Raw genomic sequence first — 19,695 nt, forward strand, 5'->3', positions numbered from 1 at the left:
GTTACTTTACAGTCAAATTGTCCAGATTTATGCCAGAACTATCCGTAGCATCATAATACATACATATAGTGTGCACACCTGCTGATAAATTGATATTTAGGCTAGCATTTCCCCAGGTATCCCAATTTGATAGGTTAGGCATGTGAAGTATACCTACATAGCTTCCATCTACAAAAATATGTCTTGTAGCTTCTGCTCCAGTATTGTTTCCATATCTAAAATTCAAAGTATGGTTACCTGCTGTACCTACATTTACTTCCATGGTTATCTCATCGCCTTGCTCAGCAAAACCATCCACAAAACCTGTGCCAGTGTAACCTAAATGGTTTGTATTTGTAGTAATATTAGTCTTTATAGCATTTTCAGCTTCATATTGATTGTTTGCTGATACATTCAAATCTCTCTTTATATAGATCATGTCCCAGTAATTTAAGGCTGGAACTGTGAAGGAAAGGTATTTTCCTACACTATCTGTACCAGTGGTAAAACTTAATGCAGTACTTGTTCCTTCATTAAGATCTGGTGAAGCTAGGTATACATTAGAGATTGCTGCATCTGTTGGAACATAATACTTTACACTCAAGTTATTTTTAACTGTTGGTGCATTAGTACTATTTCTCCATTGACTGTCTGTTTCATTTGATAGATTAATTAGATGTAATATGTCATAATCTTTTGTCATTCTAGTCATATGCCATATGGAACCGTTGGTACCGTTCCCGGAAATTTTTTCACCGTTGATGTTAATATATTGATTTCCCTGATCGCCATAGCTTATGCTTGGGTCAAATAATAGATTTTCATAAGAAGTTATAAACTTGTAATTTTGCTTCATAGCATTCTTCAAAGTTCCAGTCATAACCTTACTTGTATTTGGATAGTACTCATGAGGAAGCATCACAGCATCATCTAAACCAGCACCTAGTTCTATATGAGTAGCTCCACTTGCTTCAAAAGCAGCATCTGCCAATCTTATAGAATTATCATCAAACTCTCCTAAGGTTAGTGAATCCAGATTAATGGAACCTGTATCTCCACTATCATATGAAACCTTGATAGTATGACTTCCCTTAGTTAAAGTAGTGTTCATATATGCATCATAGGAAAACTTATCCCAAGTTCCCTGAGGATGAAATTGAACTTGTCCCACCCTGTTCCCATCTATATATATTGTTCTTGTGGCATTGTCCGAATTATCTCCATATTGGAATACTAAGGGATAATTCATGGTTTCATTTGCATTTACAGTGAATTGAACATAATCCCCTTGCTGTGCAAAGTTTTGTACAAAGCCACTACCAGTATATCCAGTATGGTTAGTAGCAATATCTACTCCATTTAGGACAGCATTTTCAGCTTCATATCTAGGTCCTAGATTTTCGTTATAATTCATATATGCTGCTAAAACTGCAGCTTTCCTACCGCTGTTATTTCTTAGCTGCTCAACATAATTTCTTATGTCATTATAATTATTTGACTTCCACCATATTTCACTAAAATTGAAATCAGTGTTAGCATTTTTGCTTACATCATCTAAAGCCCACCCATTGGTTGTACCATCCACTATATTAAAGTCTAGGTAGCTCTTTGATGAATTATTGTTCTGCAACTGACTCTTTACTGAATTAATAAGACTTGAAAAAGAGTTTCCTAAGTTATAACTATTGCCGTTATAATCAAAGATACTATCTCTTTGTCCCATTTGATCCATTTGTATACCATCAAAACCTGCGGTATTAACAACGTCTTTATATGCATTTCCTATATAGTTTTGCCAACTGGTATTGGAAGGTGCAAAAAGCCATAGGTATTTTCCGTTGTTAAAATTTACGTTTAGCTGAGTTTGATGAGTGCTATCTTGGAATAGTCCCCAAGAAGGATTTACACCATAGTCTGTATAGCCCTCTCTTGCTGCATAAGACATCATATACGCCATTGCTTTACCGTTGTTATTATGAACTGCGTTTATATAGTTTTGTATTGTATTGTAAGATATATTTCTGTTAAATAAATCGGTCCAGCTAGAATCCGGATTTACTCCATCACTCTTTTTTATAGGTACTTCATGCCTCCACATCCAATCATAGAATTGAAAGGCATTTATATTGTAATCTCTAGATAAGGTATTTATCTGTTTTGTGATATCACTTTGAGTTATGTTGCTATCAAAGTTAGGAATATACCCGTATCTTGGGAATCTAGTCCAGTTACTTGATACATCAATAGCACCAGTCTTATAATCCCCGCTTCCAGTGTAGACTCTTACCATATAGCCTTGAAAATCAGTATTAGGTGCAGTCCATTGAAAGCTTTTAGTGGTGCTCTGTCCATTATCTAAAGTAATACTTTGACTTGTAGTATAAACTGAGGTCTCATTATGAGTAATCTCCATATACAAAGTACCTGTAAAGCTTATGCCGCTGGAATTGCTTAGATCAGCATATATTGTAACCTTATCATTAGGGTTATATCTAGATTTATCCATATATACCTTGTTTACATAAGGACTTGCTGCATATGCTTTATCTACACTACTGCCTTGATAAACAACTAAGACTACTACCAAGAAGAAAAGTATAGTTAAAAATTTGAGTTTTTTAATTTTTAACATTATCCGCTCCCCCTCACAAATATTTCAGTTCTAACATTAAAGTAAGGCTAGTAATTGATTCAACTCATTTTAAAACTTCTACAAAACAATCTTTGAGAATTTTTAAAATAGTATTAGATTTATACTACTTTATTTCTAATACTAAAAACTTTAAATACCTTTATATCTCCCCCTTTCAAGTTCAGAATTTCTAGATGGACCACTTCTACAACCTAATAAAATTTAGAAACCTACAACTTAATTAGGTTTTAAAAGTAAGACTAGAAGTGGTATACCTAAAGCGTTCCTCTAACCCAACTTAATCCATAGACTTAATATAATTAAAACTTTTAATAATTATATTAAAGGGCTAGTTAGAAACACTATACATGTACCACTTCTTAGTTAAACTGATATTTAAACTTTCTTTTCATATTAAAGAAAATTTAAAAGATTTATCTAAGCTTGAAGTAGTACATCATATATATAATTTCTATATAAACAAGTTGTGCCTAAGTAATAACCATAGTATTCTTAAAATTCTATTGACTAATAGCACAACTCATATTATAGATAGAAATTCTTTATAACCTGCTAAAACTAAATTACTGCAATAGATATACTCTAGCCTCATAAGGTTTTAGCAAAATGTTATCAATATTATTGGTATCAACTTCATAATTAGCTATTAGAAGCTCTGCTTCCTTAAACTTGACATCTGCAGGTAGCTTGAACTGAACCTCTTTTTCAAAGAAATTAAGTATCACTAATAGTCTTTCATCCTCAAATTTTCTTATATATGAAAATATATTTTCATCATCTTTATATAAAAGGTTTATATCCCCATAAACAATAATAGGGTTTTCTTTACGTAATTTTATCAGCTTTTGGTAATAGTAAAATATTGAGTTTCTATCCTCCAAAGCTTGTTCAACATTTATATCTTTATAGTTTGGATTTACCTTAAGCCAAGGTTCTCCTTTAGTAAAGCCAGCATTTTCTGTAGCATTCCATTGCATAGGAGTTCTTACATTATCCCTGCCCTTTGCGTAGATTGACTTCATAAGTTCTTCTTTTTCCACACCTTGAGCAGTCTTTTCCTTAAACATATTTATTATTTCAATATCCTTATAATCAGAGATGTCAAACTGTACATTGGTCATGCCAATCTCTTCGCCTTGATAAACATATGGTGTCCCTTGCCAAGTGTGAAGAAATGTTGCAAGCATCTTTGCTGATTCTACTCTATATTCCTTATCATTTCCGAACCTAGAAACCATTCTAGGCTGATCATGGTTATTTAGAAATAAAGAGTTCCAGCCTTTATCTTTTAAGGCTTCGTACCATTTAAACATTATATTTTTAAAGGTTGTTAGCTTCCAGGGTCTCACATCCCACTTTCCATTACCTGAATCTATATCCATAAGTTCAAATTGAAAAAGCATATTAAGCTCATCTCTATCTTCATTGACATAAAGCTTTGCTGTATCAGGATCTACACCTGGTGCTTCTCCTACGGTCATGATGTCATACTTACTTAAAACTTCTCTATTCATTTCTTTAAGAAATTCATGTACCCTTGGTCCATTTGCAAAAAGAGGGAATCCATTACCATAAAGATCATGCTCACCTTTTTCTCCATCAGGCAGTCCAGAAACCTTTGATATCAGGTTTATTACATCCATCCTAAAACCATCAATCCCCTTATCAAACCAGTACTTCATCATATCATAAACTTCATTTCTTACTTTCTCATTTTCCCAGTTTAGATCTGGCTGCTTTTTTGAGAAAAGATGTAGGAAGTACTCATCTGTTGCTTCATCATATTGCCATGCAGATCCACTAAAGAAAGATCCCCAGTTGTTTGGCGGATTACCATCTTTACCTTTTCTCCATATATAATAATCTCTATACTGGTTGTCCTTTGACTTTTTACTTTCAACAAACCACTGGTGCTCATCTGAGGAATGATTTACAACTAGATCCATTACTAGCTTCAAACCTCTTTCATGCATCCCTTCTAAAAGCTCATCAAAGTCTTTGATTGTTCCAAACTCATCCATTATATCTCTATAGTCACTTATGTCATATCCATTATCATCATTAGGAGACTTATATACTGGACTAAGCCATATTACATCCACACCTAATTCTTTTAGGTAATCAAGCTTTTCTATTATTCCTCTTAGATCACCTACACCATCTCCGTTTGAATCCTTAAAGCTCCTTGGGTATATTTGATATACTACTGCTTCTTTCCACCATTTTCTTTCCATAATTGCACCCCTCCACTTGTTCTATGATACAAATTCTTATTAGTTATTTACATTAATATTTGTACTGCAAAATAATTCATAAAAATCAGTGACTTAAAGTATATATTTTTGTTACCATACATATAGAAATTTCCTATTCTTCTAAATACAAAAAATATATTATAAATCTTCCTGTTATAATTAGGTTATCCATATTCAATAATCTCTATATTTTAGACTAAATATATGGATAACCAAGTAGTTGTACTTTTATACTTTAGTAGCTGCTTAAGCTTTAAAGCTTGGCAAGCTTTTTTCTTTTCATTAATATTATTAAACTTTTCTATTATATCCTGAGTTTTGGTTTGTTAAATATAGACGTTTAATATTCTATATAAATAAGATCCCAGACATAAAGTTCAGGTACTACAAATCTTATTTCATTTCCCTGGTCACCTTCTACATAACTGAAGTTCAACCTAACAGTTTTTCCATCTTCAAAATCTGGAGAAGCTAGATAAACAGCCTTAACATCATTACAAGTAAGTACTGACACTTCAATATTCTCTACTTTTGTTGGAAGCTTTTCCTTAGGTTCATTCCAGTTCATATCTTCAACGCCTTTGAAGTTAACTAAATTAATAACCTTAAAATCTGGTTTTTCCTTTACTAGTGACCAAACTTTATCTGCTTCTACCTTAGGCGACGCTTCTACCCCTTTAATGACATATTCCCCATTAATTCCACCAGTATTTACCATGCTAGTATCTATTATATCAAAGTCGAAGAGAAGTTCTTCATATTTAACAATAAAGTCATAATAAGTTCTTAATTTGTTATTAAATTGTTCATTTTCTATAGTTCTATACTTAGGATAGTATGGGTCATCTAATACTCCTCTATTCTCACCTAACAGCAGATGGAATCCTCCACTAGCAAAAATAGTAGCCATTGTTAGCAAGGTTGAATTTTCAGCTTGCTCTATAGGTATATTTAACTCCTCTAAGAATGGCTTCATATAAGCTGCTAGAATAACCTGCTTTTCAGGAGCGTATTTCTTTGCATTTGTAATTAAGTTATATAGATCCTGATAGGTATCATTTGGAGGCCAAACTTCTATATAAACGGCATCCTGCTCAGACTGTGCCACAGTTTCCACAGGCCAATTATTTACTGCATTAAAGATTAAGCTTACTTTTTCACCTTTTTCTTCTATATAATTTTTTGTATCATCTATTAGATTAGGAAAGTCTTCTCTTAGATTTCTTATTGCTCTTTTTCCGTTTACACTGCTTATAGCTTCCTTTGGAAAACCATACTGATCCATATGAATACCATCAAAACCAAGCTTTATAACCTTGTAAAACTCATTTATTATATGGTCATGCCACTTATTTTCTCTTGATATATCCATCATATAAAGAAAATCACCAAAGCCATATATATCACCATTGTTCTTGTATATACCTAGATCCTTATTCTTTTTATAGTACTCAGGGGCTGAGGCATAAACTGCACCATAAGCAATTGCTTCCATACCATACTTATGTGCTAAATCAATTTTATCTTTTACTGTAGATAAACTTAGCTCTCTTTGAAGAGGATCTATAAATATATCTGATTTAGGTATTAAATCATGATGCCTATACATCCAATCGTAATATTGAACCACATTTAGATGATATTTATTCATTTCTTTGAGATCATCTTTATCCTTTAAATCCTCTTTGGAAAAGTCGGATAGAAATCCATATCTAGGTGCATACTTCCAAGAAGGTAAAATATCAAATGCTGTGCCAAAGGTCTGTACCACTTCATCCATATGATATAACTCTACTTCAACACCATAGCCTGAGATTAGCTTATCATTGTTATCTATATCAAATTCAAATTTTACTATGTCTTCTTTACTAGATAAAAATATCTCTAAAGTACGAATTTGTTCATGAAGCCTATACACATTACATCTTAATATATCTGACTCAAGTGCACCTTCTAGTTCTACAAGTATTCCTATTTTTTCTCCGTTTTTAAATTGAGCTTTTGCTGGATATATATCTTTAATAATCAATGTTGATACCTCCTGTTTTTTATTCTTTCTCAACATATACCATGTCCCAATACTGAAGCTCTGGAACATCTATTTGTAATTTTGTACCATTTCCATCTTTTGTTGCTTTATAATTTAACTTGATTGGTTTTCCTCCATTAATATCTGGAGATGCTAGATACACATCTTTTACCTTGCCTTCCTTAACTGTATAATCAAGCTTTAAGTCTTTCTTTGAGGTAGGTGCATCATAATTTGCTCCATCATCTCTCCAAGCTTCCTTATTCATGCCTAGAAGGTTTATAAGCTGAACAACTTCATATCCCTTCTTCTCTTTTGCATAAGCCCACACCGTATTTGCTTGTCCATTAGTACTTGTCTTAATACCACTAATACTTATTGGATTGTCAATGTCCTTTAAGCCGTCTCTTAGTAGGTTCTCATAGGCAACTAAGAAATCATAATAATTTCTCATAGCAGTTACTAACGAATCTGTCATTTTTAAGTTTTTGTTTGGAAAGTATTCCCTTCCAAGCATACCTGTATCACCCAATTCTATATGAGATCCACCAGCAGCAAATATGGCTGCATCTGTTAGCCTTACACTATGCTCATTAAATTCGCCAGGAACACCAGCGGATCCGTAATTCATATAAGCAGCTATTACAGTGCTTTTCTTTCCAGAAGTCAACGCATATCCCTTATCAACGGTATCCTTAAAATAGTAATAATTAGGGAAATCTGAAGGCCAAAGTTCTGAGTAAAGGAAATCCACATTTGATTTTGCTACTTGTTCCAAACCAAATCTATTTACTGTATTAAAGACTACTCCAACTCCAAGAGCACTTTTTGCATTGTTCACAAATTCAGTGTAAGTATCAGGAAGATTGACGAAATTTCCATTATAATCAAAGGTCGTACCTCTATTTCCTAGGGTATCCATATGATATATATCAAAGTTTAGTATTTTAAAAACATCTTTCTCTTTGTTATAGATATAGTTTTGCCAATCTTTATTTGCTGGATTAAATATCTCTAAAGAAGAAGCCCATCCATTGGGAAGTGCATAACCATCCTGCTCAGTATGAAAGCTATCCTTATATATACCCCATTCTGGTTTCACCCCATCTTGTTGATAATCTGTATAGGTTCCATAAATTAGATTATAGTTGGCAGCTTTCATATTCTTACTATGAGCTAGGTCGATATAATCTTTAACGGTTTGATAGTATATGTCTCTATTAGCTATGTCCTTCCAAGACTTTGGTATCTCACTTCCGTCACCTGGCAGTGGCTTTTGATGTTTGTTCTGCCAATCATAAAACTGAAGACCATCTATGTGAAACTTATTTATCTTATCTATAATACTTTCAGACTTATCTTTGTTCTGATCAGGATACTCAGCTATATATCCATATCTAGGGAACTTATCCCAATTTGATGAAACATCCACAGCAGTATTTTTGCTGTCATCTACGGATATTCCGTGGGTTGCATATACCTCTACTAGATATCCCTTATAATCATCTGAAGGAGCATTCCACGAAATATCCAAGGTCTTTTTTTCTTTACTACCTAAAGAAACTTCTAACTGCTTCTTTTCCACAGTGTTATTTAAATATTTGAAATATACCTCCAAAGAACCTTTATAGGCTTTACCAAGCTTATTATCCAGTTCTACTTTTAAGCTCACCTTATCTTTAGGGTTGTATCTAGCCTTATCAGTATACACATCAGTTATAAGCTTTCCACTTTCTGAAACTTTTGTACTAGCTTCAACACTAAAGGTTTTAACCTTGTATGCTAAAACTCCCCCTCCTATGCAAAGCACAGCTATTGCTGCAATAATTAATCTCTTCTTCAAGGTAAACATACCTCCTCATAAGGTCGTATCAATTTAATACTATTGAATTATAAAATGTGCTTAAGCTCCTACATCAGTAAGCAGTTCATAATAGAGAACCTTTTTAATATATTCTGCTAAGGACACCTCAACTTCATTTATTGATAAACTACCTCATCAAAAATTAATTAGAATGATAATATTCAAGCCTATTAGGTTGTCAATCTCACTAATAATTACTGAAGTAGTTTATCTCTTATTTATCACTAACCCTTTATAGCTCCTTCACTTCCACCTGACTTTATGAACTGTTTATTAAAGACTATAAATATAATGATTATAGGGATTAAAACCAATATAGCTGCAGCAAATATTACTCCCCACTGAGTTGCCTTTCCGTTTTGAAGTAGCTTTATAGCTATAGGAAGAGTTCTCTTTGATTGAGTTTTTATTACTGTTAACGCTGTGAATACCTCCATCCAAGTCCCTGAGAATGCTCCTATTGCCATAGTTGCTAAGGCTGGCTTGGAAAGTGGTAATATTATATTCCTGTATATGGTCCACTTATTGCCTCCATCCATTATTACTGATTCTTCTAATTCCCTAGGAATAGTTTCAAAGAAACCTTTTAAGAAGAAGGTATTACCTGCTATTCCTCCACTGACATATAAAAGTAATAAACCTGTATAAGTATCAACTAGGTGTAACCCTTGTAAAATAGTAAATTGTGATATTAAAGCAAGAACTGCAGGCATCATAAGTGAGAATATATAAATGTTAAATATTATCTTCTTACCTGGAAAATTAAGCCTTGCAAATCCATAACCGGATAAGGATGATACAAAAATAGTTAATACTGTGTTTGCCACAGTTACAAATATGCTGTTTACAAAATATCTTGAAAAGTTTTCACCTGTCCAAGCAGTAATGTAATTTCCCAAATAAAATTGCTTAGGAATTATTTGCGGCTTTGAAGGCAGAACATAAGTATTTGGTATCAAGGATGTACTTATCATATTTAAGAATGGCAATAGTGCGATTATTACCATTACTACAAGAACTAAATGCAATAGCACTTGTCCAGCTTTTTTTCTAAACATATTTTCCGCCTCCCTTAAAACTGAATTTCTGCGTCTTTAGTTAGTTTTCTTTGTACCACAGATATAGTTATTAGAATTACAGACATTATTAAACTTAAGGCTGCTGCATATCCAAAGTCAAAACTTGAGAATGCTTTGTTGTACATGTAATCTAAAAGCACATCAGTCTTTCCAAGTGGTCCGCCTCCAGTAACCAACATTACCTGAAGCATTATGTTAAAGGCACCTATTATCAAATTAATTATTATAAAATAAGTTCTAGATGCTAAAAGTGGTAAGGTTATCTTCCACATTTGCTGCTTTTTAGTAGCACCGTCTACATCAGCAGCCTCATAAATATCCTTAGGCAAATCTTGTATGGCGGCAGTGTACATTATCATTACCCAACCAATACCCTTCCATATACAAAGTGCCCACACTACTATATTTCCAGTCCATTCATTTTGAAGCCAAGACACCGGTTGACTTATGAGGTGTAGATTTAAAAGCATTGAGTTTACCAAAGATCCTTGTGTATCTTGGAAAATATATTTAAACAATATAGCAACTACTATCCAGTCTGAAATAACTGGAACATACAATAGAAATCTATATAGTACCTTTCCTCTTGAAACTGACTCTATTAATATGGCTATTACCATCCCCAAAAACCATTGAATAGGTACAGTAACTACTACTGCTAGCAATGTATTTCTAAGGGATAAATAGAACTTTGAGCTTTCATCTATAGCTCCACCAGCAAAGAATGCCTTCTTAAAATTTGCAAGACCGATAAATGTACTAGCCTTATTTGGGTTAACACTATAGTTCATAAAAGCCATCATAATGTTCTTAAGCAATGGATATGCTACAAAAATTAAGAAGAGTAAAAAACCTATGCCTACAAAAGCCCAGCCTTCCAGTGCTTCTCTTTGTTTTTTATTAAATTTAATATTTTTACCTCTATGCTGTGAAACAGTCACTGTATTATTTTCCAAATGCTTCACTCTCCTTTTTTATGGTTGAGGATTAAATATTTAATTTAATCCTCAATCTGTATTTTTTAAATTATTTGCTTGCTTGAAGTAAGGAATCTACTTTCTTTGCTGCATCATCTAAAGCATCTTTTGGACTCTTCTTCTTTCTTACAGCTAACTCAAAGTCCTCTTTGATTGCATTTGATATATCTCCCCACTTTGGACTTGGAGTTCTAGCCCAAGTTGAATTAAGCTGATCCATATATGTTTTCAACATTGCATTATCAGTAACTATAGATTTCTTAGCAGTATTTGTATTAACAGGCATCATACCAAGCTCTGTAGTAAATATGGTTTGAGCATCATCAGAAGCTAAGAATTTTGCAAATGCATAAGCTTGCTCTTTATTCTTAGAAGCCTTAAATATTACTGTATCTTCTCCTCCTACTACTGAGAAACTTCCTCCATCACCCTTTGGCATAGGAGCAAAAATTAAATTATCTTTAACATTCTTTTGGTCTTTGTTAGCTGGATACCACCATGGACCGTCATCAATCATTCCATAATGACCTGCATTGTAGCCTTCCCAAGTACCTTCTCCACCAAGGAGACTCTTACCAATATATCCTTTATCATTCCATTCAACTATCTTTGTAAGAGCTTTTATACTTGCGTCACTGTTTAAGTATCCAGTAGCTTTTGTATTCTTTTCATCTGTAAACTTACCACCTAGTGATAAGAAATATGGAGATATAGCCCAAGATTCCAAACCAGCTATACCAAGTGCAGCTACCTTATTATCTTTTGCCTTAGCTGCATATTGCTCTAATTCATCCATAGTCTTTGGAGCTTCCTTAAAACCAGCTTTGTCTAGCATTGATTTATTATAGATAGCAATCTTTGTATTTGTATCAAGTGGCACACCATAATAGTGACCATTATAGAAATTTGTACTCATTGGTCCTTCATAGACTTCCTTCTTTAAATCGTCAAAACCTGGCATACTATCTACAGGCTCTAAATAATCCTGCTCAGCATATTGTGCTACATCTACTATATCTGTTCTAGCAAGATCTGGCACAGTACCACTCATAGCTCCTTGAAGAATCTGCTTCTTGTAATCATCTCCACTAGGCATTGGTGTTATCTTTACCTTTATATCTGGATATGTTTTGTTAAATGCAGGAACTATCTTTTCTTTCAAAACTTTATTTTCTGCATCAGTAAAGGTACTCCACATCTCAATTTGACCCTTTAGCTTTGTCAAATCAGTTGTAGTTGTAGCGGATCCTTGTCCACTCGTATCTGTAGCCTTGTCACCGCAGCCTACAAATAGCGAAGAAGCCATAAGTCCTGTTAAAATTAATACAATTACTTTTTTATTTTTCATACTCTATCCCCCCATAGTTTGTTTTTATATTAAAGTGCTATTAAGCACTTATAAGCTTTTATTTTCATTAAACGTTTTCTCATCAAGGAACCGTTTGCACAGATAGATTAAACCTATTATTTATCTGCGTATATACAGGTATAACGCACATCACTCCTTAACTACACAATATTTTTCACTTGTTATTTTAGTTCAACTCAAAGTACTCTGCTTTATTTATTGCTATGTATAACGTTATCATTGATCCTGTAATAATTATTATGTATATTTTACCATATAAGTGCTTTTTATGTAACTTTGTTATATATCTTGTATATCTTTGATTTTATTCTAATCTGTTATACAATAATATTAAATGTACAATTTATACTTTTTTTGTACTATACCGACTTTTCATATTAGCGGAGGTTTCACATGGATTTACTATCAATAGATACAAGTATTGTGCCATCAGTAAGGCTAATAGGTCACATAGATTATATAAAACCCTGGAAACACTTTAATAGAACCATCAACGAGTACATTCTATATATAGTTAAAAGTGGAGAGCTTTATATTAAAGAAGGAAGTATAGAATACCATCTTAATAAAGGAGATATTTTACTGCTAGAACCTAATATAGAACATAGCGGCTACAAAGAAGCTTCTTGCCACTATTATTACATTCACTTTAAACATCCTAAGATTTCTGCTGTAAATGCTAATTCTTATGAAGAAATAGCCCAAAGACTAATGGATAAAAGAAGGTCTTCTCTTCATAGTGAGTATCTCAGCGAGCTTTCCGATACAGATCCTGATTTTTATTTACCAAAAAACTATCACTATGAAGATGAAAATGAATTGATGTCTTTACTGGTAAGCGCTGATAGCGATTTTTATCATAAATATGAAGGATATAAAAGAATAGCCTCTTTGAAGCTACTAGAAATATTAATAAAAATAAGTAGGGACTATACCTCTACTAAGATTGAAAATGCTCAACCACAATTTTCGAAAGCTTTTGTAAAATGTAGAAATATTCAGCATTACCTTAATTCTAACTACCAAAATAAGATAACAAGTGCTGACATTGAGCAAAACTTTGAGTCCAACTATGATTACCTAAATAGAGTTTTTCAACAAATGACTGGGTACAGCATAATAAACTATTTAAATATCATACGAATAAATCGGGCTAAGGACTTATTAGATGCTACCCCACTAAAAATTTCTGAAGTTGGTTATCTAGTTGGAATCGACGACCCCTATTATTTTAGCAAGCTTTTCAAAAAGATTGCAGGAATCACTCCTTCTAACTATATAAAACTAAAAAGTGAACCTACCATTTAAACTTGGGGTGGAATATTTGTAGCTTTAACCTGGGGACTATGCCACATGTTTACCAAAGGTAGTTTATCTGTAGGACTATTGGTAGCCTCAGAAGGACTTATTTTTGGCATCACCTATCTCCTAAGTAGGCGAAATATTTTCATAGCATATTTCCTACTCTTTTTTATGTTTGTTTTATAGAACTCATATTAACACTTGTCACATAGTACTTATTTCTCCACTAAAAGATGTACTACTTCCAATGCTAAATCAATTTTTATATTCTTCATAATTCTATGAATGGAATTTAGAAATATAGATTTACTGAGATGTGGTACATCTTTGCATTTTAAAAAACAATATAACATTCTATATATATCAAACATAACATTTGACTTCCATAACATTACATGTATAATATACTTATTATGGTAAATAAAGTATTAAATTTCACAATACAACAATAATACTTAAATACTCTAATTTCAAAAATTCCAGACTGTAAAGGTGGTTAGTGAAAGTGATTTCATTGAATGAAAATATACTAATAGAAAGCTCAATAGTATGCGAGTTATTAGCTTCTATGTTTAGGCTTGAATGCCATGAAAAGCTGCTTCCTCAAAGTCAGCAAAGATTAAAATACGTTCCAGAAGCTTTAAAGAATTGGGTTGACAAAAGTAGATTAAGCCTTACAAGTACTTTAAAAGAAGAATTAAGCATATTCTTTAATTTCGAAAGCTTCCTAGGTATGAGTTTAATCCAAGTTGTTATTGAGAAAGGTTGCCATAAAGACATAGCTCAATTCTTTAACTTTTTAGATCAATATCCTTCAGAGGATTTAGTAAAAAACTTTTTTACTACTGGTTTTGGACAGGATGCAAAACTCACTAACATACATGATCTATTAGAAGTAAAGGCTTATCTTGATAAGGCTTCTATACCAGAAATTGAAAAGTGGAAGCTACTATACTTCTGTTCTTGCCCTGATAAAACTAAAGATAGATTTATAAATCTTGTTAAAAAATATTATAACTTGATATTTAAGAATACCCTAGATATGCTTGATACAGTTTATGCTGAGAGTGTAAATAAGCTTGAAGAAAAACTACAGACTAATCCTTTTAACACAATAAGTAAACTTATTGATTATGATTTTGCAACAAATAATGATAACATAACTCTAATACCTTCTTACTATTATAATACAGCTTCATTATTATCCTTTTCTGAAGAAGATAGTAGATTAATTTATCTTTATGGTACGGCCTGTCCTGAAATAGCATTTTCAGAAGATATTTCTTCAGAAAAGGTTCTTAATGCAATAAAGGTTTTGAGCGATGAAAATCGTATTAAAACTATAGAACTCTTAAATCAAGGCCCCTGCTATGGGTATGAACTATCTCAAAAGCTTGGTATATCAAGTTCAACCATTTCACATCACCTCTCCTTATTAAATGATATTGAGGTAATTACGTCATTCAGAGAGGAGAATAAAGTCTACTATAAAGTAAATAAAGATACCATAAGAAAAATACTAAAGCAATTTGAAGCCATGCTAACCTAAGGTTAGCTATTTTTTCAAATTAATGTTCGATAAACATAAGATGTCATATTTTATTTTTATAGGAGGTTCAAGATGAAAATTATAAAAAATAAGGATTTTATGCTTCTATGGTTTGCTCAAAGTATTTCAAAGTTAGGTACAAGGCTATATGACATCGCCTTAATGTGGTATATGTATAAGAAAACTGGCTCATCACTAGCCTTGGGTTTAAGTGTATTGTGCTTTACTGTTCCATCTGTATTGATCTCTCCTCTAGCTGGTGTCCTCGCTGATAGGCTTAGTAAAAAGAAAATTATTATAAGCACAGATTTCCTAAACGGCCTTATAATGCTCATATTTAGCTATTTTATTTTTACTGACAAATTCCCTATATATACGCTCTATATCTTTATGATACTTTCAACAATGGTAACTTCTTTATTCAACCCAGCAATATCTTCTGCAATTCCAGTTATTGTAGTTGAAAAAGAGCTAAAAGATGCTAATACCTTAAATCAAATTACTTCTCAGATAATAAATATTCTAGGGCCTGCCCTTGCAGGAATATTAATAGCTTTTATGAATATCTGGTTATTATTCTTTGTCAACGGATTGTCCTTCCTGATTTGTTCTTTACTAGAGAGTTTTATAGTGATTCCTAAGATATATTCTAAGAGATCTGAAAAAGGAGGAATTGCCTCACAGTTTAAAGAAGGATTACTGTATGTCACTAAAGACAAACCTTTACTTTATCTAGTTTTGGCTGGAGGAGTAATAATTAATTTCTTTTTGGCACCTTTGTCTATATACGAAACCATGTTAGCTTCCAAGATTCTTAATGTAGGCTCTACTGGTTATGGGATGATGAACTCAATATTGTCAGTAGGCGCTCTTGTTGGAGCCTTATTGATATTAATAAATATCTTTAAAGATAAATACAAAATGACAGTTATAGGATTGAGCTTAGAAGGAATAGCGGTATTACTCTTAGGACTTATAGCTAATTACTATACCGTGCTTCTTGCAGAAGCTATTCTAGGATTAGGCGTAACACTAGCAAGCGTAGGAATAAGCACTCTATATCAAGTTCTTATTCCTAAAGATAAAATGGGTAGAGTAATGGCACTTGTCAGCACTTTATGTGATGTATCAGTTCCATTAGGTACTCTTGTTGGATCAACAATAGTTATATACTCTCCTTTAAGCTATATACTGATGGTATCTGGAATATTCATCTTGATTACTGGAATCTTATTAATTCCATTATTAAATCTAAAAAACAAAAACTCAGCTTTAAAATCTATAGAAGATAAAGCAATATAGTTGAATAATTATACATTGAAGTATATTATTTAATTATGCTGATTTAAATTGTTAATTTTCACCATTATTACAAACGTACATTTTTACCTAACTTATGAGAAAGAGATTTTTGCTAAAGTAAAAACTATATTGTTTCAACTCAGTGATTAAACATAAATGGATTTTAACAATACCTTGAAAGGAGACTTATCATGGAAGAATTAAAAGTAATTTTAGAAAAGTTTATAGAATCTGGCTGGGACTTGATTTCAATACCATCCAAAGCTTATCTTGAAGGTACTGGGTCAAAAGAAGAGTTAGTAAAGTCAGTAGAGCAAGCAGATAAAGAATGTGGTAGTTGCGGTTGCGAGCTTGATCCTTTGTATAAGAAATGTCTTAAGTTATTATAAAAAGCTACCCTTATAAACAGATGTACCACTTCACAAGAAACTTTATTTTCAAGTTTACCTCTCATAAATCAGAGATTTTTGAAGATAGATTTCCTACTGAAGTGGTACTTCTTTTCATAAAAACAATTAACTATATATCCTAAGTTTTCTTACTCTTCTTAAATACGTAACCATTACTACAGAAATCACACAAATGCCTATTATAACATTAGTGGTTCCATATATGTGAAATCTCTTAAGCTGTATAATATCTACTAATGCCCTTATCCACAGTACCCCCATAAGAGCTACACCTAAGACGTTCACTTTAAGAAAGGTGCTTTTAGCTTCATTCATGTAATTTAATATTAACTGTAATCCCAAATACACAAGATTTAAAAAAATGAAAAATACAAACTCTCCATAAGTTATATTTATAACAGTATCATCTACCATAATAGTATAGAAATAAAATATAGCTATAGAAAATAAAAACAAAATTATCGCACTGAAATAATTCAGATACTTTCTTATTATATCATTCATGAGCATTCCTCTTACAAGACAGTTGAATTTAATACTTTTATTTTATATTTTGCTAAATAATTACTCTAAGTATATATTTAAATTATTTATTTTTCAACCTTTTTTGAGTATTTTTATAAGTTATATTAAATATTTATACAATAGCCGAAATGGTATTAATTCACTTTTAAACCTGTCACTTACTTCAAATTTAGGCTTTATAAACTATTAATTAAATTTTGGCCCTGTTAAAGTACTGTGTTGAAATTAAACATAGCCTGATTTTTTGTTGTGAAATCTTTACTACTGGAGATCTTCAATTATATCCTGGTAATGAGTATTCCAAACTATAATCCAACATTTATAGATTCCCTCTCTTCTCATAGCCTCTAATCTATGATTACCATCACTTACTATTAGTTTATCGCCTTCATGTTGCACTATTAAAGGCGGCATATCCCATCCATTTTGTATCAAATCTTGAAACTTCTTAATACAAGGTTCCCAATCCTCTGGTGCATTATAGTACTCCATACCAGGCTCTGGGCCACAGCAACGTTTTAACTTGTCAATACTTATTAACATAGGTCCTGTCCAATACCTTTTCTCAAGCTTTAACCCTTCAGAGAATGGAACGTTATCTCCAACTGAGTTTAAAAAAAGGTGAACCCATTCCTCAATTTTTCCTTTCTTTCCATAGTCTATTGCCTCTTCCACATTAAATCTCATACTTTTCATAATAATACTTTAAATACCTCCATATAAAATTGGCTATGTTTAAGAATATTGTTTAACAGAGCCATAAAATTTAACTGTATTAATATCAGCAATCTTCTAAAGGTGTACCTCAGCCTTGATACATATCTATAATTGTAAGTACATTCTTCAGAATGCTTTTATAGACCTCTCTATTATCAAGCTTCGCATAAAATCTCATACCATCTAAGCTATGACAGATTGTAGCGCATAAAAATCTTTCTCTAGCATGAGAAACATCAAAGTCATTGTTTTTATAAAATTCGCAAAATCTATTAAAAAGGTCATGCTCACTAAACTCTAAAACTATTTTAGAAATGTCAAAGAAATAATCTAAATAGCTTACTCCTCCCCAGTCAATAATCCCAGATACTTTCGAATCACTTACTAACACATTGTTATAGTGGAAATCCGAGTGAACTAAGTACCTTTTTCCTTCACAATATGGTGCAAGTTTTATCATTTTTTTATATAAGTCCATAAACTCTTCATAATCTAGGAAGCTCGTCTTAAATAGTTCATACCAGTCTTTCCAGAATCCCTGAATGTCTTTTGAAAAAAAGCTTTCTAAGAATTCTTCAAAAGTTCTAAACTGCCCATTTCTCTCGGAATTTAACCACCTATAACCTAATGTAGAACTTATGTCCATAGAATGGATATTTTTCAAAGTATCCATGATGCTAGGCAAGTAACTTTCAACTTCTTGCTTATCTAAAGCACATAATGGACTACCATAAAGTTTCTCTGATATAGCATAATAATAATCTTTATAATATCCTTTATTCAATAATTTAGGAGAAGGAACTTTAGCTTTCTCAAATCTATCCTGAAAGTAGCTTTCAACTTCAAATTCAGTGTTATCCTTAGCAAACCGTATAACATATTCCTTATTCAAAAGGCTAAAAAAGTACACTCTTTTTATCTTACCTGATGATGCTTCTATAATATTATCTATATTACTTCTAACAACTGTTCGTAAAAGAGCTAACACCTCATCAATACTTAAATCAGTTTTTTTTATATTATCCATCTTAGCACCTCCTCTCAATTTTATATCTACATAAATTATTTTATATAGAAGCCATTATAGTTTATATAGCTAGTTTAATTATATTTATTTAATGTATAAAAGCTGTCTAGAATAACTTATTATTCCAAGACAGCTTTCTACTTATAATCTTAATATCAAACTTCTTCATTATATAATCTAAATAAAACATTTTTGCCTTCAACTTATATAATGCTCATTTTCTATATACTATTTTCTTAATTGTTTCTATAGACAGACAGTATTCTAATGATAACTCCTCAATTGTTGAGCCTTTCAAGAATCTGTCTTTTATATTATCATTTCTTATTTTTAACTCAACTTTATATCCTGATAGTTCTCCACATTGCTTCTTATTTTCTTCTATTTGAGGAATGTATACTAGTCCGCCACTTATATATTTCTGAATTTCTACTACCAATTCTTTTGGTAATATATCTATACCATTTTTATAATCCATTCTAATTCGCTCCTTAAATTTGAAATCTTATTTAAGGATGCAATATCTGCCTCTAACTAAATCTTTCTATATTAGAATGAAAATGTGACAGTTTTTATTCCATGCAACGTCACCTATAGTTATCTTACAGATACTGCATGGAATAAAGGATTTTCTGTTGTAATAAAACATAAAGTTCTC

15 protein-coding genes are annotated in these 19,695 nt (G+C 32.0%); 4 read left to right on the forward strand and 11 right to left on the reverse strand.

Features of this window, described 5'->3' with window-relative positions:
- Window position 1: 1 nt before the first annotated feature.
- From GXK57_RS18715 to GXK57_RS18745, 7 genes are all read right to left on the reverse strand, one after another.
- The gene (locus GXK57_RS18715; protein ID WP_160679251.1) at window positions 2-2,611 is read right to left on the reverse strand and encodes a glycoside hydrolase family 66 protein; all 2,610 of its coding nucleotides are present in this window, start codon (window positions 2,609-2,611) and stop codon (window positions 2-4) included.
- Window positions 2,612-3,195: 584 nt separating this feature from the next.
- Window positions 3,196-4,866, reverse strand: coding sequence for an alpha-glucosidase (locus tag GXK57_RS18720; RefSeq protein WP_160679253.1), 1,671 nt, complete (start codon window positions 4,864-4,866; stop codon window positions 3,196-3,198).
- A gap of 361 nt (window positions 4,867-5,227) precedes the next feature.
- Window positions 5,228-6,916, reverse strand: coding sequence for a glycoside hydrolase family 66 protein (locus GXK57_RS18725; protein ID WP_202127747.1), 1,689 nt, complete (start codon window positions 6,914-6,916; stop codon window positions 5,228-5,230).
- A 19-nt stretch (window positions 6,917-6,935) separates the two neighbouring features.
- Window positions 6,936-8,759, reverse strand: coding sequence for a glycoside hydrolase family 66 protein (locus GXK57_RS18730; RefSeq protein ID WP_202127748.1), 1,824 nt, complete (start codon window positions 8,757-8,759; stop codon window positions 6,936-6,938).
- Window positions 8,760-9,004: 245 nt separating this feature from the next.
- Entirely contained in the window at window positions 9,005-9,838 is an 834-nt protein-coding gene (locus GXK57_RS18735; RefSeq protein WP_160679256.1) for a carbohydrate ABC transporter permease, read from the reverse strand.
- Window positions 9,839-9,852: 14 nt separating this feature from the next.
- Window positions 9,853-10,815: a sugar ABC transporter permease gene (locus GXK57_RS18740; protein WP_160679258.1), complete on the reverse strand. Its 963-nt coding sequence runs from the start codon at window positions 10,813-10,815 to the stop codon at window positions 9,853-9,855.
- A 70-nt stretch (window positions 10,816-10,885) separates the two neighbouring features.
- Entirely contained in the window at window positions 10,886-12,184 is a 1,299-nt protein-coding gene (locus tag GXK57_RS18745; protein WP_160679260.1) for an extracellular solute-binding protein, read from the reverse strand.
- Window positions 12,185-12,598: 414 nt separating this feature from the next.
- Between GXK57_RS18745 and GXK57_RS18750 the strand changes: the two genes are divergently transcribed.
- From GXK57_RS18750 to GXK57_RS18765, 4 genes are all read left to right on the forward strand, one after another.
- The gene (locus GXK57_RS18750) at window positions 12,599-13,513 is read left to right on the forward strand and encodes an AraC family transcriptional regulator (protein WP_160679262.1); all 915 of its coding nucleotides are present in this window, start codon (window positions 12,599-12,601) and stop codon (window positions 13,511-13,513) included.
- 499 nt (window positions 13,514-14,012) lie between these two features.
- Window positions 14,013-15,056: a metalloregulator ArsR/SmtB family transcription factor gene (locus GXK57_RS18755; RefSeq protein ID WP_160679264.1), complete on the forward strand. Its 1,044-nt coding sequence runs from the start codon at window positions 14,013-14,015 to the stop codon at window positions 15,054-15,056.
- 72 nt (window positions 15,057-15,128) lie between these two features.
- Window positions 15,129-16,358, forward strand: coding sequence for an MFS transporter (locus GXK57_RS18760; RefSeq protein WP_160679266.1), 1,230 nt, complete (start codon window positions 15,129-15,131; stop codon window positions 16,356-16,358).
- Between the two features lie 191 nt (window positions 16,359-16,549).
- A complete protein-coding gene (locus GXK57_RS18765; RefSeq protein WP_160679268.1) occupies window positions 16,550-16,747 on the forward strand; it encodes a hypothetical protein in 198 nt (65 codons plus the stop codon).
- 126 nt (window positions 16,748-16,873) lie between these two features.
- On the opposite strand, the gene GXK57_RS18770 is transcribed toward GXK57_RS18765, so the two are convergent.
- From GXK57_RS18770 to GXK57_RS18785, 4 genes are all read right to left on the reverse strand, one after another.
- Entirely contained in the window at window positions 16,874-17,272 is a 399-nt protein-coding gene (locus GXK57_RS18770) for a hypothetical protein (protein WP_160679270.1), read from the reverse strand.
- Window positions 17,273-17,554: 282 nt separating this feature from the next.
- Entirely contained in the window at window positions 17,555-17,968 is a 414-nt protein-coding gene (locus tag GXK57_RS18775; protein ID WP_243156472.1) for a chromosome partitioning protein ParB, read from the reverse strand.
- Window positions 17,969-18,098: 130 nt separating this feature from the next.
- Entirely contained in the window at window positions 18,099-19,037 is a 939-nt protein-coding gene (locus tag GXK57_RS18780; RefSeq protein ID WP_160679274.1) for a phosphotransferase, read from the reverse strand.
- 214 nt (window positions 19,038-19,251) lie between these two features.
- The gene (locus tag GXK57_RS18785) at window positions 19,252-19,515 is read right to left on the reverse strand and encodes a CD3324 family protein (protein ID WP_160679276.1); all 264 of its coding nucleotides are present in this window, start codon (window positions 19,513-19,515) and stop codon (window positions 19,252-19,254) included.
- Window positions 19,516-19,695 lie beyond the last annotated feature (180 nt).

Source organism: Clostridium sp. C8-1-8, assembly GCF_009928445.1.
Lineage (GTDB): Bacteria > Bacillota > Clostridia > Clostridiales > Clostridiaceae > Clostridium_AR.